This is a genomic window from Streptomyces sp. NPDC039424 (assembly GCF_055639495.1).
The window spans coordinates 13054-27003 of the sequence record NZ_JBVKAI010000030.1; the positions used below are offsets into that span (position 1 = coordinate 13054).

The following is a 13950-nucleotide window of genomic DNA, read 5'->3' on the forward strand; positions in this document are numbered from 1 at the left end:
GTCGGTCGATCGGGGGTTGCTCGTTCGTGGGTCGCTCGCTCGGGCTCAGACCGCTGTCCGCCCGCCGGGGCCCCGGCCGCCCGGCCGCCTGCCGAGCGCCTCGTCCCGGACGCGCTGGCAGCTGCGGCTGATGAGCCGGGAGACGTGCATCTGGGAGATGCCCAGCTTGTCGGCGATCCGGCTTTGTGTCATGTCCTCGAAGAAGCGCATGTAGAGGATGGCGCGCTCGCGCTCGGGCAGACGGCGCAGCCCCTCCTTGGCGGACTCGCGGTCGATGACCGTGTCGAAGGAGGAATCCGCCGCGCCGAGGGTGTCCGCGAGGCTGTATCCATCGTCACCCGTGGACAGTTCGGCGTCCAGCGAGAGCGTGCTGAAGCTCTCCAGGGCCTCCAGGCCCGCGTTGACCTCGTCCTCCGTCAGCCCGGTGTGCGCGGCGATGTCGGCGACCGAGGGCTCGGGGCTGCCGGGGTTCTGGGTGAGTTCGCGGCGGGCCACGCGCACCCGGTTGCGCAGTTCCTGCACCCGGCGGGGCACCCGCAGGGCCCACATCCGGTCCCGGAAGTGCCGCTTGACCTCGCCGGTGATGGTGGGCACGGCGTAGCTCTCGAAGGCGCCGCGCTCCGGGTCGAACCGGTCGATCGCCTTGACCAGCCCGAGGGCGGCCACCTGGCGCAGGTCCTCGACGGACTCGCCCCGGTCGCGGAACCGGCTGGCGATCCGGTGGGCCATGGGCAGCCACGCGGTCACCAGCCGGTCGCGCAGCGCGTCGCGCTCGGGGCCCTCGTCGAGCTCCGCGAGCCGGGCGAAGAGGGCCGCGGTGTCGGGAGCGTCGTCGTGGGACCGCTTGCTCGGTGCCGGGGCGGCCGAGGGAGCGGCTGAGGAGGTGGCGGTGGGGGCGGGCGTGCCAGGACGGCTGGTGGAGATATCGGTGAGCATGCGGAATCGCTCCTGAACATTAGGTTTCAGGGAAATGCCGCGGGAGCGCCGCCGAGACCGCCTTGAGGGCCCTGAGCAGCGATGATGCTCCCGCTGGGCGCGCCTCCGGTCCGAAGCACGAGATTCCGTCTGCCCTGGCGCCGGTGGACCAAACTCCGCTTTCGCCATCGCCGTGGAAAGAATTGCGTTAGGGATGCGGCCGGGGGCGGGTAATTCAGCCCAGTGTCACGAGGGCGGTGATGCGCTTGCCTCCGCGGGGCAGGCAGGACACATCGACGTCGTGCGCCAGCCGGCACACGATCGGCCAGCCCCGGCCGCCGGGCCGGAAGCGGCCCTGGTCGTCGACGGGCCCCAGGGCCACCGGGAGTTCGTCGCTGCGGTCGCTCACCGACACGCGCACGTCGTGCCCGACGACGTCGACGGAGAGGTCGGTGACCCCGCCGCCGTGCAGGATCGCGTTGGTGGTCAGTTCCGAGACGACGAGCAGGGCGTCCTCAAGGGCATGGGCATCACAGCGGAGGTGCTGGGACTCGCACCGTTCGGCCACCACGCACCGCACCCTTCTGCGTGCGTCGGCGGGCCGGCACGACGCGGGCCGACGCGCGTCCGACGATCCGGCGGCTGAATCGGTCCGGTGCGTCTCGCGCATCCTTTCGCTCCCTGAGTGGTGAGGACGGACAATCCGGTCCCTGCTCGAACCCGTGTGGATTGCACGGGTCTCTCCCTTTTCGGCTGACCTGTCGGGCCGCCGCCAAACACATTCAGGCCCCATCGAGGCCCGTCAGGCCCTATCGAGGCCCGATTTCGGGGGTACGCGAAGGCCATGACGGATGTCGTGGACTCGGACGAACTGTTGCGGCGCATGCAGCGGGCCAAGGCCTGCGCACAGGAGGAGGGACGAACGTGGCGGGAGCGTGGCGCCGCCCTGCGGGAGGACGATCCGGCGGGGGCGCGGGAGGCGGCCGTACGAGCGACGGCGTACGAGGTGGTGCAGCGGGTGCTGGACGAGATCCTCACCCCGGGCGCGCACCGGGGCGATGGCTGAGCCGGTGCCCGGGAACGGCTGATTGACGGGCACCGGTCCGGGCAGACGGGACCCATGCCCGTCGATCACACCCGAGCACCGGTCCTGGAAGCTCTCGCCGACTACCACCGCGAGGGGCGGCTGTCGTTCACCCCGCCGGGGCACAAACAGGCCCGCGGCGCCGATCCCGCCGTACGGGAGGTGCTGGGGGACGCCGTCTTCCTGGGCGACGTACTGGCCACCGGCGGGCTGGACGACCGGCTGGAGCGGGGGCGGGTGCTGGAGCGGGCCGAGGAGCTGATGGCGGACGCGGTGCACGCCGAGCACACGTTCTTCACCACATGCGGAAGCTCGCTGTCGGTCAAGGCGGCGATGCTGGCGGTGGCGGGCCCGCACGAGCGGCTGCTGATCGGGCGGGACGCCCACAAGTCGGTGGTGTCGGGCCTGGTCCTGGCCGGCATCGAGCCGGTCTGGGTCGAACCGCGGTGGGACGCCGAGCGGCACATCGCGCATCCGCCGTCCGCCGCGGAGTTCGAGGAGGCGTTCGCCGCCCATCCGGACGCCAAGGGCGCGCTGATCACCAGCCCGACGCCGTACGGCGCCTGCGCCGACCTGCGGGCCGTGGCGGAGGTCTGCCACCGGCGTTCGCGCCCGTTGATCGTGGACGAGGCGTGGGGCGCGCACCTGCCCTTCCACCCCGGGCTGCCGTCCTGGGCGATGGACGCGGGCGCCGACATCTGCGTGACGAGCATTCACAAGATGGGCAGCGGGCTGGAGCAGGGCTCGGTGTTCCATCTGCGGGGCGACCTGGTGCCGCCGGAGCTGCTGAAGATGCGTGCGGACCTGCTGGGCACCACCAGTCCGTCGGTGCTGATCTACGCGGGCCTGGACGGGTGGCGCCGGCAGATGGCCCTGCGCGGGCGGGAGCTGATGAGTGGCGCTCTGGAGCTGGCGGCTCGCTTCAGGGCCGCCGTCGATGAGCTCGACGGGCTGCGCGTCGACGGTCGCGACGACTACTGCGGGCCCGGCCTGGCCGACGACTTCGACCCGCTGCCGTGCGTCATCGACGTGACCGGCCTGGGGCTCACGGGTTACCGCGCCGCCGACTGGCTGCGCCGGCACCGGGCCATGGACGCGCATCTGACCGACCACCGGCGCATCGGCGCCCAGCTCACCCATGCCGACGACCCGGCGACCGCCGGGGAGCTGCTGGCCGCGCTGAAGGACCTGGTGCGTGCCGCGCCGGAGCTGCGTCCGGCGCCTGGGGTGGACGTGCCGCCGCCGTCCGAACTGCGGCTGGAGCAGGCCATGTTGCCCCGGGACGCGTTCTTCGGGCCCACCGAGGACGTACCGGTGGACCGGGTGCCCGGGCGGATCGCGGCCGAGATGATCACGCCGTATCCGCCGGGGATCCCGGCCGTGCTGCCGGGTGAGCGCCTGACGGAGCCGGTGCTGCGGTACCTGTGCACCGGCCGGGCCGCGGGCATGTACCTCCCCGATCCCACCGACCCCGAGCTCGGCACGGTCCGGGTGGTGGCGCGGGGCGCGGAGTGACGGCGAAGTGAAACCGGTCACTTGCCCCGCTTTCGGGTACCCCAACGCCCCTTAGATGGTTTATTGTTCATCCATACGTGGACGAGGAGTCGACCGAGACGTCCTCCCCGGACCACCGCATACGGCCCTGGCTGGTTTCCCCCGTCCAGCCAGGGCTTTTTTCTGCCCGGTGAACAGTTGTTCACGGCATCTTCCCTCCTTCGAGGTGCTCCGGGCCGCCACAGCGGCTGAAATGGGCGTAGGGAAAACACCGGAAACCGTCGCCGGCGAGGAGCCCCGCGCCATGACCAAAGCGATCAAACTGCTCACCGCCCTCCCCCAGAAACAGCGCGAGCGGCTGATGGAGCTGGCGCAGGAGGTCGCCTTCCCCGAGGACACCCGGATCTTCGAGGCCGGCGGCACCGCCGACCGCTTCTGGGTGATCCGCTCGGGCGCCGTCAACCTCGACCAGCAGGTGACGTCCACGCAGCGGGTGACCGTCGCCACCCTGGGCGCGGGCGACATGCTCGGCTGGTCATGGCTGTTCCCGCCGTACCAGTGGGACTTCGGGGCGGTGGCCTTCAGCCAGGTACGGGCCTACGAGTTCGACGGAGCGGCGGTGCTGGGGTTGTGCGTGGAGGATCCGCTGCTCGGCCTGTCCCTGGTGCGCACCGTCGCCGAAATCCTCGCCCACCGGCTGGAGATGACCCGCAGCAAGCTCATGGACCAGTACACGACGCGCCGGCGCGGCGGGCTGTAGCAGCCGTTCAGACGCGGTAGCGGCGCAGCGCCGGTACCGCCGCCGCGAGGGTGAGCATCACGGCGACCACCAGCAGGCCTCCGCCGGCCACGGCCGCCCGGGGGCCGAAGGCGGAGCCCGCCGTGCCGTGCAGGACGTCGGCCAGACGCGGGCCGCCCGCGACGACCACCGTGAACACGCCCTGCATACGGCCGCGCATCTCATCGGTCGCCGCGGACAGCAAGATCGCCCCGCGGAAGACCATGGAGACCATGTCGGCGACCCCGGCCGCCGCCAGGAACGCCGCCGCGACCCACAGATTCCGGCTCAGCCCGAACCCGGCGACGGCCACACCCCAGCCGACGACCGCGCCGATCACCATCCAGCCGTGCCGCCGCGCGCGCGAGAACGTACCGGAGAACAGGCCGCCGGCCACCGCGCCGATGGGGATCGCCGCGAACAGCAGGCCGAGCGCGAGCCCTTCGCCGTACGGGGCGTAGGTCTGCGCGGCGAGCTGCGGGAACAGGGCGCGCGGCATGCCGAGGACCATCGCGATGATGTCGGCGAGGAAGGACAGCAGCAGCACCTTGTGCCCGGCGATGTAGCGGAACCCGGCCACGATCTCCCGCCATCCTGCCCGGCGTGCGGCGGACCCGGCCAGCGGCGGCAGCGCGGGCAGCCGGTGGACCGCCCACACGGTGACGCACAGCGCCACCGCGTCGATCAGGTACAGCTCGGGCAGCCCGATCACGGGGATGAGGACGCCGGCGAGCAGCGGTCCGACCACCTGGCCGGTCTGCATGACGGTCGAGCCGAGGGCATTGGCGGCGGGCAGTTCGGCTTCCGGGACCAGACGCGCGATGGAGGCGTTGCGGGCCGGTGCGTTCAGGCCCCAGAACGCCTGCTGCAGGGCGAGCAGCACCATCAGCACGGCCACCGACTCCAGCCCGGAGGCGGCCTGGACCCAGAACAGCAGCGAGGTGACGGCTATGCCGCTGTTGGTGATCAGCAGCAGCTTGCGGCGGTCCATGGTGTCGGCGACCGCGCCGCCCCACAGGGCGAACACGATGAGCGGCAGCAGACCGGCCAGGCTCGCGGCGCCGACCCAGGCGGAGGACCCGGTGATGTCGTAGATCTGCTTGGGGACGGCGACGGCGGTGAGCTGGCTGCCGACGGCCGTGACGATGGTCGACGACCACAGCCGGCGATAGGCCGGGATGCGCAGCGGGCGGGTGTCCATCGCCCAGCGGCGCCAGCCGCCGCGGGGTGCGGGCGGCGCGGCGGCGGGGGTCTCGGGCCGGGATTCGGTGCTGCTGCTCTCGCTCGTGTCCACGGGCTTCCTGGTCGCTCGTCACATCTTTGCTTGTTACACCTTTCGGTGCGGGCCTCACTATCCCAGGACTGGCTGTGGACGCCGAACCGTTTTGTTCAGGCCCCGGCGACGAGCAGGCCGCCCAGCGCGATCATGGTCGCGGCGACCAGGCCGTCCAGCACCCGCCAGGCCGAGGGCCGGGCGAGGAACCGGCCGAGCAGCCGGGCGCCGAAGCCCAGGGCGGCGAACCAGCAGAGGCTGGCGCAGGCCGCGCCCAGCCCGAACGTCCAGCGCAGCGGGCCGCGGTCGGCGGCGAGCGAGCCGAGCAGGAACACGGTGTCGAGGTAGACGTGCGGGTTGAGCCAGGTCATCGCCAGGCAGGTGAGCACGGCCCGCCTGCGGGAGCCGACGCTCTCGCCCTCCGCCCGCAGACCGGCGCCCGGCCGCAGGACCCGGCGGGCGGCGAACGCGCCGTAGCCAAGCAGGAAGGCCCCGCCGACCAGCCCGACCGCGGTGAGCGCCCCCGGCCACGCCACCACGACCGCGCCCACCCCGCCGACCCCGAGGGCGATGAGCACCGCGTCGGACAGGGCGCAGATGCCGACCACGGCCAGGACCGCGTCCCGGCGTATCCCCTGGCGCAGGACGAAGGCGTTCTGGGCGCCTATGGCGACGATGAGCGAGAGGCCGGTGCCGAATCCGGCGGCAGCGGCGGTGAGTGTGCTGGACATGGCCTCGACGCTAGGCGCGCGATCACCGGGCGTACAGCTAAAGATTTTTACGTAGCCTTAGCTGAGCTAATGGTGATCCTCATGGCGACGGGACGGTGAGAAGCGGTGATGCCGGAACTCCCCCTCGACCAGGTGCGCACGCTGCTCGCCGTGGTGGACGAGGGCACGTTCGAAGCGGCGGCCGCCGCCCTGCATGTGACGCCGTCGGCGGTCAGCCAGCGGGTCAAGGCGCTGGAGCAGCGCACGGGCCGGGTCCTGCTGCTGCGCACCAAGCCGGTGCGGCCCACCGAGTCCGGCGCGGTGCTCGTACGGTTCGCCCGGCAGCTGACCCGACTGGAGCGGGACGCGCACCGCGAGCTCGGGCTGAGCGGCGCCGGGGAGCCCACGCGGGTGTCGGTGGCGGTGAACGCGGACTCGCTGGCGACCTGGTTCCTCGGGGCGCTCACCCGTGTCCCGCAGGAGCCGCGGATCTGCCTCGAACTGCGCCGGGAGGACGAGGACCACACGGCCGCGCTGCTGCGCGAGGGCCTGGTGATGGCCGCGGTGACCTCCTCGCCGGATCCGGTGCCGGGCTGCTCGGTGCGCGCGCTGGGCCGGATGCGCTATCTCGCCGTGGCCTGCCCGGGCTTCGCGGAGCGGCAGTTGCGCGGGCCGCTGCCGGACGCGCTCGCCGAGGCGGTGGTGGTGTGCTTCGACCGGCGGGACGACTTCCAGGACGGCTTCGTGAGGGATCTGCGCGGTGGGGGCGGCGGCGCGAGCGCGCTGCGGCACTATGTGCCGACCTCCGAGGGCTTCGCCGAGGCCGTCGCCGCGGGGCTCGGCTGGGGGATGGTGCCCGAGCCGCAGGCCGCTCCGCTGCTGCGCGCCGGACGGCTGGTGGAACTCGCCCCGGACCGGCCGGTGGACGTGCCGCTGTACTGGCAGCAGTGGAAGCTGGACTCGCCCGCTCTGGCGGCGGTGGCACGGGCGGTCGCGGAAGCGGCGGCCGGGGCGCTCGGCGCACCGGCGTGAACGCGCCTCTCGCCCGTCCGCGGTGCCGTCACGCGCTCTCGGTCTCTCCCGCCCGGCGGACCGCCTCCACGACCGGTCCCGCGACGCTCGCCCGGGCCAGGTACTTGGTGGCGGTGTGCGCCCACAGGCCGTCGGAGTCGATCCGGTCGGTCACCGGCCGGCAGCCGAGGGCGTTGGGGAGCACGTCGTCCTCGAGGCGGGGGCGCGGTACGACGATGTCGTCGCGGTCCCAGAAGTTGAGCCAGCGTTCCACGCAGCCGGGCACGGCCGGGGGCTGCGGCAGCAGCCGGGGGCGCACCACGGCGCGCATCCCGATCGGGGACCCGAGGGTCACGAACAGCGGGACCGGTCCCCGGTGGTCGTGCAGGGCCTCCATGGCGACGACGCTGCCCAGGGAGTGGGCGATCACGACGGCGGGGCGGTCGGGGTGCAGCCGGTCCAGGACGCGCTCGCGGATCCGCCGGTCGAGGCGCAGGCCGGCGGCGTCCCGCTCGCTCCTGGCCAGATAGCGGGTGACCTGGGCGAGATGGCCGGCCATGAGCCGTCCCCCGGCCCACTGACCGGCGCGGCGCAGTCCGGGTAACGCCAGCAGTGTCGTACAGACGTTCACGATCCGGCGGGCCGGTTCGCCGCCGCCCCGGGACGGGGACTTGGGGCGCAGTTCGGCCCGCGCGTGTTCCAGGATGCGGCGCTCGCGCGGGTCGGGGCCGAGTTCAAGCCGTACGTCGATCAACTCGTCGAGCAGGTATCGCAGTTCCTCGGCGTCGACGGGGTCGGTTCCGGCGAGGAGGTCACCGTAGTAGACGAAGGTGGGTTCGGCGAGGCCGTGCAGGAACGGTGGCGAGGCCTCCTGGGCATGCCCGGCCTTCGCCGCCCCCACGGCGAGCGCCGCGAGCCACGCCGCGCACTCGGCCTGGGGATCGCGCGCGCCGCCGATCCCGTGAACGAATACCAAGGCCGGTCTCACGCCCCGTGTCCTCCCCCTCGGACCCCCGCCCGCCCTCGCTCCCCCGGGCCAACGGCCGGGCAGGGAACCGGAGTTGCCGCGACCGCCGGGCGACCTGGGGAGGGTTGAGAGTAGCAAGAGCGGCCGTAATCGTGGACCCGTGTGCGCGAGGCCGTCCGGAACCATACGGCTCTGCTGTTTCACCCCGCTTTCACCGGTCACCCGGGCAGAGCAGACATACGACAACGCACGGACGACACGGACGACTTCGAACGCAGGTGAACTTCGATGGACAACTGGCGCGACCACGCCGCGTGCCGTCAGGAAGACCCCGACCTCTTCTTCCCGATCGGCACCACCGGGCCCGCCCTGCTGCAGACGCGGCAGGCCAAGACCGTCTGCGGACGCTGCCCGGTCAGCGAGCAGTGCCTGGACTGGGCACTGGACACGGGGCAGACCATCGGGATCTGGGGTGGTACCACCGAAGGCGAACGCCGCGCGCTGAAGCGGCGCGCGGCCTCCCGCCGCCGCTCCGGCTGACCGGGCCGGAACTTGAAGGGGCGGGGCCCGCGGGGCCCCGCCGCGCCCCTCACCCACAGGGGTGGGTGGGCGTAGTCGTACAGCCGGCGCGCCGCCCCCGGGTCACTGATCGTCCGGCGGCGGTGCCCCGGGCAACCGCAGTGTGAAGACGGCGCCCGCCCCCGGTTCGCTCGCCGCCTCGGCGGTGCCGCCGTGCGCCGCGACCAGGTGACGGACTATGGCCAGGCCCAGCCCACTGCCGCCGGTGCGCCGGCTGCGGGACTTCTCGGCCCGCCAGAACCGGTCGAAGACGTGCGGCAGATCCTGGGCCGCGATGCCGTTGCCGGTGTCGGTGACGGTGAACACGACCTCGTCGCCCGCACGCCGGGCGGCCAGCGTGACGGTGCCGTCGGCGGGCGTGTGCCGCAGGGCGTTGGAGACGAGGTTGCCCAGCGCCTGCCGCATCCGCACCGGGTCGGCGTCCAGCCACCGCGTGCCGTCCGCCACGGCCTCGGTCGCGGTGCGCAAGGCGACCCCGGCGGCGTCCGCGGCGACCCGGTGTGCTGCGGCGACCTGATCCAGCAGGTCGTCGGCGCGGACCGGCTCGCGGTGCAGGCGCAGGGTGCCCGCGTCGGCCGCAGCCAGGTCCTGAAGGTCGTCGATGATCCGCTGGAGCACCACGGCCTCCTCGTGCAGCGAGGCGAGCAGCGCGGGATCGGGGTCGACCACGCCGTCCCTGGTGACCTCCAGCCAGCCGCGGATGTTGGTCAGCGGGCTGCGCAGTTCGTGGGCGATGTCGCTGACCATGGCCTTGCGCTGGGCCTCCAGACGTTCCCGGCGCTCGGTCAGGTCGTTGAAGGCCTCCGCCAGGATGCCGGTCTCGTCCCGGGTGGTGACCGGGACCCGCACATGCATGTCGGGCGGCTGCTGGGCGGCCGCGGTCAGGGCGCGCAGGGGCCGCACCAGCCGGGTGGCGACCACCGCCGTGACGGCGACGGTGAAGGCGAGGACCAGGCCGGCCGCGCTCACGACCTTGGCCTTGTTGGCCGGGGACATGTCGAAGCGGGGCGCGGGCTGGTCGCCGATGCCGAGGAACAACTCGGCGACGGGGGCCACGTAGGGGTCGAGTTGCGCGCGCAGCGCGCTGTCGACGCAGGGCTGCGCGTCGTGTACGGCCTTGTTGCCGGCCCGCTTGCGGAACCCCGCCACGACGTACCGGTTCGGTTTGCCGGGGTCGTTCACGATGAACGACGGCGGGCCGTAGTCCAGCCCGAGCCGCTTCAGACAGGCGTCGGTGCCGTCGGTCAGTGCGCCGATGGCCTTCTTCTCGGTGGGGGTGGCGTCGAGGAGCTGGTAATAGGCGCACTGTTCCGCCAGGTATTCCGAGCCCGGGGCCGCGGTCCCTTCCGCGTCGCGGATGACGGGGCGTCCGCTGGGGATCCGCCGCACCGTCACCTCGGCGTCCTGCCGCTCGTAGCACTGCCGTACCTTCTCCGCCATGGCGTCCCACCGCGCGCGTTCCTTCGCCGTGAGCCGGTACGGCCCCACGGCACGGGGGTCGACCCCGCTGAGCTGCGCCCCGGGCTCGGTGTAGGTGTCGGTGTGCAGGGGGTCGACGGTGGCCGCGGCCCCGAGGGGCAGGGCGGTGCCGTGCGGGGCGGAGTCGGCGATCAGGACCCGGTCGGCGGTGGTCAGGGCGATACGCCGGCCCGTCTTCCTGGCCAGCGCGCGGACGTCGGCGTCGACGCCCTTCCAGTCGGGGTGGGCGGCGGCGTAGCCGCTGAGCTGGGCGAGGATTCTCATGTCGTTGGCGAGATCCTGCCCCTGTTCCTCCTTCAGGGCGCTGGTGGTGGCCGTGACCGCCAGCCAGGCCGTCGCCGCCACCGAGCACACGGCGATCAGCGCGGAGGCGATCAGCAGCCGCACCAGCAGCCGCTTGCGCACGGGTATCCGGCGCTCCGCGGACGGCCGCCGCGGCGCGCGTGCCCTCCCCTTCACGGACGGCCGCCGCTGAGCTTGTAGCCGACCCCGAAGACGGTCAGCAGCCGCACGGGGTGACGCGGGTCGGCCTCGATCTTCTTGCGGAGGTTCATGATGTGGACGTCGACGGCGCGTTCGGTCGAGGCCCGGTCGAAACCGCTGGTGCACTGCAGCAGTTGGCGCCGGGTGAAGACCCGCTCCGGCTCCCCGGCCATGGCCAGCAGGATCTGGAACTCGGCCGGGGTGCACTCCACCGGCAGCCCTTCGCAGCGCACCTCGTGCCGTGCCGGGTCGACGGCGATCTCCCCGGCGCGTACGACGGGGTCCTCCCGCACGCCGTCGGCGCGCCCGCTGCGCCGCAGGACGGTGCGGATGCGGGCCATCAGCTCGCGCGGGCTGTACGGCTTGGTCATGTAGTCGTCGGCGCCCAGCTCCAGGCCGAGCAGCACGTCGTCCTCCTCGGAGCGGGCGGTGAGCATCAGGACGGGGATGTCGCAGACCTCGGGGTCTTGCCCGCGCAGCACCCGGCACACGCCGAAGCCGTCGATCACCGGCAGCATCAGGTCCAGGACCACCAGGTCGGGCCTCAGCCTGCGGGCCGCGTCCAGCGCGGCGGCGCCGTCATGGACCACGGTCGCGCTGTGCCCCTCCGCCAGCAGGGAGCGGCGTATCAGTTCGGCCTGCATCTCGTCGTCTTCGGCGACCAGCACATGTGCGCACACCCGGCGGATCCTAAGCCGATCAGCGGGCGAGCCAGTCGGCGTACCCCATCAGGACGACCGGATGCCGGTCGGGGTCCAGGGTGCGCAGGAGGTCCTTCATATGGCCCTTGGCGATGCTGACGCAGCCGTGGGTGGGGCCTCCGTGGTCGACGTGGAACCAGATGCCGCCGCCCCGGGCCGGGCCGAGGGGGCGGGTCCAGTCGAGGGGCGAGGTGCCGGGCTTGCGGTTGTAGTTGATGGCGACGACGTAGTCGAAGGAGCCGGCCAGCGACTCGCCCTCGAAGCCGGTGCCGGGTGAGTCGAAGCCGAGGGAGCGGGTGTACGGCAGCCGGGTGCCGGGGTCGCGGAGCAGGCCTCCGGCGTCGGTGAGGGTGTAGACGCCGAGGGGCGAGCGCAGGTCCCCGGCCATGTGGTGGTCGCTCCAGCCCCGCAGGGCGTTGTGCGCGGGCCAGCTCGCGCCCGCCTCCCAGCCGAGGTCGGTGCGCCGGTACAGCACGACCGTGGACTTCGGCGAGTTCTTGCCGCGTCCGGTCACGACGACCGCCTGCCGTGACCGGCCGGGTATCGCCTCCGTCAGCTTCGGTCCGAGGCCGGGTATCCGCTGCGGCGCGGCCTCCACGGACGCCTCGGGCGCGGGGGTGGCCGGCGGCGGGGTGGCGTGCGTCCGGCGTGGGGTCGCCGCGGCGCCGCCGCCGCAGCCGGTGAGCAGAAGGGGGCTGGCGAGCAGCGCGACGACGGTCCTGCGATTGATCATGAATCGACCTTGGCTGACAGTTGTGAGGAACCGGTCAGCTTCTAGGGCCTGTCCGGCGGAACAGGTCGCAGGAAACGGGCGGTTCCTCATCGGCGCTGGTGAGCGGGGCGATGGGGGTCCCCCCGCGCGAGCGCATTCGAGCGTGGGGGAGCGTCCAGCTGCAAGGCGGAGGAGGGAGTCGATGCGATGGGGGTCCCCCGCGCGAGCGAAGCCGAGCGTGGGGGAGTCGGCGACTGACGACAACGCCGCAGATGGGCGTGCCAAGCCCCGCGTCTGCGGCATGATCCGCCGGACAGGCCCTAGCTGTGACTGGGCTTGCCGGCCTGGTAGAGCCAGGTGTGGAAGAGCGTGTCGAGGTTCTTGCCGGACTCGTGCTCGGCCAGCCGCACGAACTGGGCGGTCGTGCCGTGTCCGGCGTGGTGCTTGGTCGCCCAGGCGCGCAGGATCCGGAAGAACGCCGGGTCGCCGACGGCCCGCCGCAGCTCGTGCAGGGCCATCGCGCCGCGGGCGTAGACGGGGGCGCCGAAGATGTGGGCGCCGCTGCCGGGGTTGCCGGGCGGGAACGCCCAGAGGCCGTCGCTCGCCGGGCGGGCGTACAGCGCGTCGAAGGTCTTCTGGGCGCTGTCGCCGCCGTGCTGCTCGCTGTAGAGCCACTCGGCGTAGGTGGCGAAGCCCTCGTTGAGCCAGATGTCCTTCCACGTGGTGAGCGAGACGGAGTCGCCGAACCACTGGTGGGCGTTCTCGTGGACGAGGGTGCTCAGGTCGGGCGCCCGGTCGTACACGGGCCGGGACTGGGTCTCCAGGGCGAAGCCGACGTCGTGCGCGTGGTCGACGATCGAGCCCGCGGCGCGGAAGGGGTAGGGGCCGAAGAGCTTGCTCTCCCACTCCAGGACGGACGGCAGCTTCTTCAGGACGGGCGCCGCGGCGCTCGCCTCCCGGGCGTCGACGGCGTTGTAGACCTGGATGCCGTCCCGGGTGGTGTACCGCTCGGCCTTGAACTTGCCGACGGTCGCGGTGGCCAGGTAGGCGGCCATCGGTTCGGTCTGGCGCCAGCGGAAGGTGGTCTGCCCGTGGGCGGTGGACTGTCCGAGGAGGACTCCGTTGGCGACGGCGGTACGGCCCTTGGGGACGGTGACGGTGATGTCGTACGAGGACTTGTCCTTGGGGTGGTTGTTCGCCGGGAACCAGGTCATCGCGCCCTGCGGCTCCCCCGCGACGAACGCCCCGTCGTCGGTGGGTATCCATCCGTCCGGGGAGCCGTCCGGGTCGGTGACCGGCTTCGGGGTGCCCTGGTAGGTGACGGTGACCTTGAAGTCCTGGCCCTTGCGCAGGGCGTGGCGCGGGGTGACGACGAGTTCCTGGCCGCTTCTGCTGAAGGCCGCGGTGGTGCCGTCGACGGTGAGGCGGGTGACCTTCAGGCCCTTGAGGTCGAGGTCGAAGCGGGTCAGTCGCTGGGTGGCGCGGGCACTGAGGACCGCTTTGCCCTCCAGCTTCGGGGCGGTGGTCCGGTATCGGAGCGTCAGGCCGTAGTGGCGGACGTGGTAGCCGCCGTTGCCGGCCAGGGGGAAGTAGGGGTCGCCCACGCCGGAGGAGCCGGCCGTTGCGGCGGCGGGCCCGGCGGCGGCGAACAGCGCCGCGAGGGCGACGGGAACGGTGGCGAGAACCGCCTCGCGGCTCAGGACTGCCGTACGTCTTGCGGCGGGCTGCTGTCGGCGGGACGTCACATGCGCTCCTCGGGGGTGG

The 13950-nt window shown here is 72.8% G+C and carries 14 protein-coding genes; 5 read left to right on the forward strand and 9 right to left on the reverse strand.

Going from position 1 to position 13950, the window contains the following annotated elements; all coding sequences use genetic code 11:
• Nucleotides 1–45 precede the first annotated feature (45 nt).
• Nucleotides 46–936, reverse strand: a complete 891-nt coding sequence (locus ACZ7L0_RS40845; protein WP_471247658.1) for a SigB/SigF/SigG family RNA polymerase sigma factor — start codon at nucleotides 934–936, stop codon at nucleotides 46–48.
• 214 nt (nucleotides 937–1150) lie between these two features.
• A complete protein-coding gene (locus ACZ7L0_RS40850; RefSeq protein ID WP_471247659.1) occupies nucleotides 1151–1585 on the reverse strand; it encodes an ATP-binding protein in 435 nt (144 codons plus the stop codon).
• A 174-nt stretch (nucleotides 1586–1759) separates the two neighbouring features.
• On the opposite strand from ACZ7L0_RS40850, the gene ACZ7L0_RS40855 reads away from it, so the two are divergent.
• From ACZ7L0_RS40855 to ACZ7L0_RS40865, 3 genes are all read left to right on the forward strand, one after another.
• A complete protein-coding gene (locus ACZ7L0_RS40855) occupies nucleotides 1760–1981 on the forward strand; it encodes a hypothetical protein (protein ID WP_471247660.1) in 222 nt (73 codons plus the stop codon).
• Nucleotides 1982–2035: 54 nt separating this feature from the next.
• Nucleotides 2036–3514, forward strand: a complete 1479-nt coding sequence (locus ACZ7L0_RS40860; RefSeq protein WP_471247661.1) for an aminotransferase class I/II-fold pyridoxal phosphate-dependent enzyme — start codon at nucleotides 2036–2038, stop codon at nucleotides 3512–3514.
• 283 nt (nucleotides 3515–3797) lie between these two features.
• The gene (locus ACZ7L0_RS40865) at nucleotides 3798–4253 is read left to right on the forward strand and encodes a cyclic nucleotide-binding domain-containing protein (protein WP_471247662.1); all 456 of its coding nucleotides are present in this window, start codon (nucleotides 3798–3800) and stop codon (nucleotides 4251–4253) included.
• Nucleotides 4254–4260: 7 nt separating this feature from the next.
• Here the strand turns inward: ACZ7L0_RS40865 and ACZ7L0_RS40870 are convergent, their stop codons facing one another.
• Together ACZ7L0_RS40870 and ACZ7L0_RS40875 are read right to left on the reverse strand one after the other, a co-directional pair.
• Nucleotides 4261–5565, reverse strand: coding sequence for an MFS transporter (locus ACZ7L0_RS40870; protein ID WP_471247663.1), 1305 nt, complete (start codon nucleotides 5563–5565; stop codon nucleotides 4261–4263).
• 95 nt (nucleotides 5566–5660) lie between these two features.
• Nucleotides 5661–6275, reverse strand: a complete 615-nt coding sequence (locus ACZ7L0_RS40875) for a LysE/ArgO family amino acid transporter (RefSeq protein ID WP_471247664.1) — start codon at nucleotides 6273–6275, stop codon at nucleotides 5661–5663.
• Between the two features lie 105 nt (nucleotides 6276–6380).
• Between ACZ7L0_RS40875 and ACZ7L0_RS40880 the strand changes: the two genes are divergently transcribed.
• Entirely contained in the window at nucleotides 6381–7286 is a 906-nt protein-coding gene (locus ACZ7L0_RS40880; protein ID WP_471247665.1) for a LysR family transcriptional regulator ArgP, read from the forward strand.
• A gap of 28 nt (nucleotides 7287–7314) precedes the next feature.
• On the opposite strand, the gene ACZ7L0_RS40885 is transcribed toward ACZ7L0_RS40880, so the two are convergent.
• Complete coding sequence (locus ACZ7L0_RS40885) at nucleotides 7315–8253, reverse strand: alpha/beta fold hydrolase domain-containing protein (RefSeq protein ID WP_471247666.1); 939 nt, start codon at nucleotides 8251–8253, stop codon at nucleotides 7315–7317.
• 267 nt (nucleotides 8254–8520) lie between these two features.
• Here ACZ7L0_RS40885 and ACZ7L0_RS40890 point away from each other — a divergent pair, with 267 nt between their 5' ends.
• Nucleotides 8521–8772, forward strand: a complete 252-nt coding sequence (locus ACZ7L0_RS40890) for a WhiB family transcriptional regulator (RefSeq protein ID WP_471247667.1) — start codon at nucleotides 8521–8523, stop codon at nucleotides 8770–8772.
• Between the two features lie 102 nt (nucleotides 8773–8874).
• Here the strand turns inward: ACZ7L0_RS40890 and ACZ7L0_RS40895 are convergent, their stop codons facing one another.
• From ACZ7L0_RS40895 to ACZ7L0_RS40910, 4 genes are all read right to left on the reverse strand, one after another.
• Nucleotides 8875–10695: a sensor histidine kinase gene (locus ACZ7L0_RS40895; protein ID WP_471247668.1), complete on the reverse strand. Its 1821-nt coding sequence runs from the start codon at nucleotides 10693–10695 to the stop codon at nucleotides 8875–8877.
• A gap of 50 nt (nucleotides 10696–10745) precedes the next feature.
• Complete coding sequence (locus ACZ7L0_RS40900; protein ID WP_471247669.1) at nucleotides 10746–11453, reverse strand: response regulator transcription factor; 708 nt, start codon at nucleotides 11451–11453, stop codon at nucleotides 10746–10748.
• A 19-nt stretch (nucleotides 11454–11472) separates the two neighbouring features.
• On the reverse strand, nucleotides 11473–12207 hold the full coding sequence (locus ACZ7L0_RS40905) for a L,D-transpeptidase family protein (RefSeq protein WP_471247670.1): 735 nt from the start codon (nucleotides 12205–12207) through the stop codon (nucleotides 11473–11475).
• A 299-nt stretch (nucleotides 12208–12506) separates the two neighbouring features.
• Nucleotides 12507–13931, reverse strand: coding sequence for a M1 family metallopeptidase (locus tag ACZ7L0_RS40910; protein ID WP_471247671.1), 1425 nt, complete (start codon nucleotides 13929–13931; stop codon nucleotides 12507–12509).
• Nucleotides 13932–13950 lie beyond the last annotated feature (19 nt).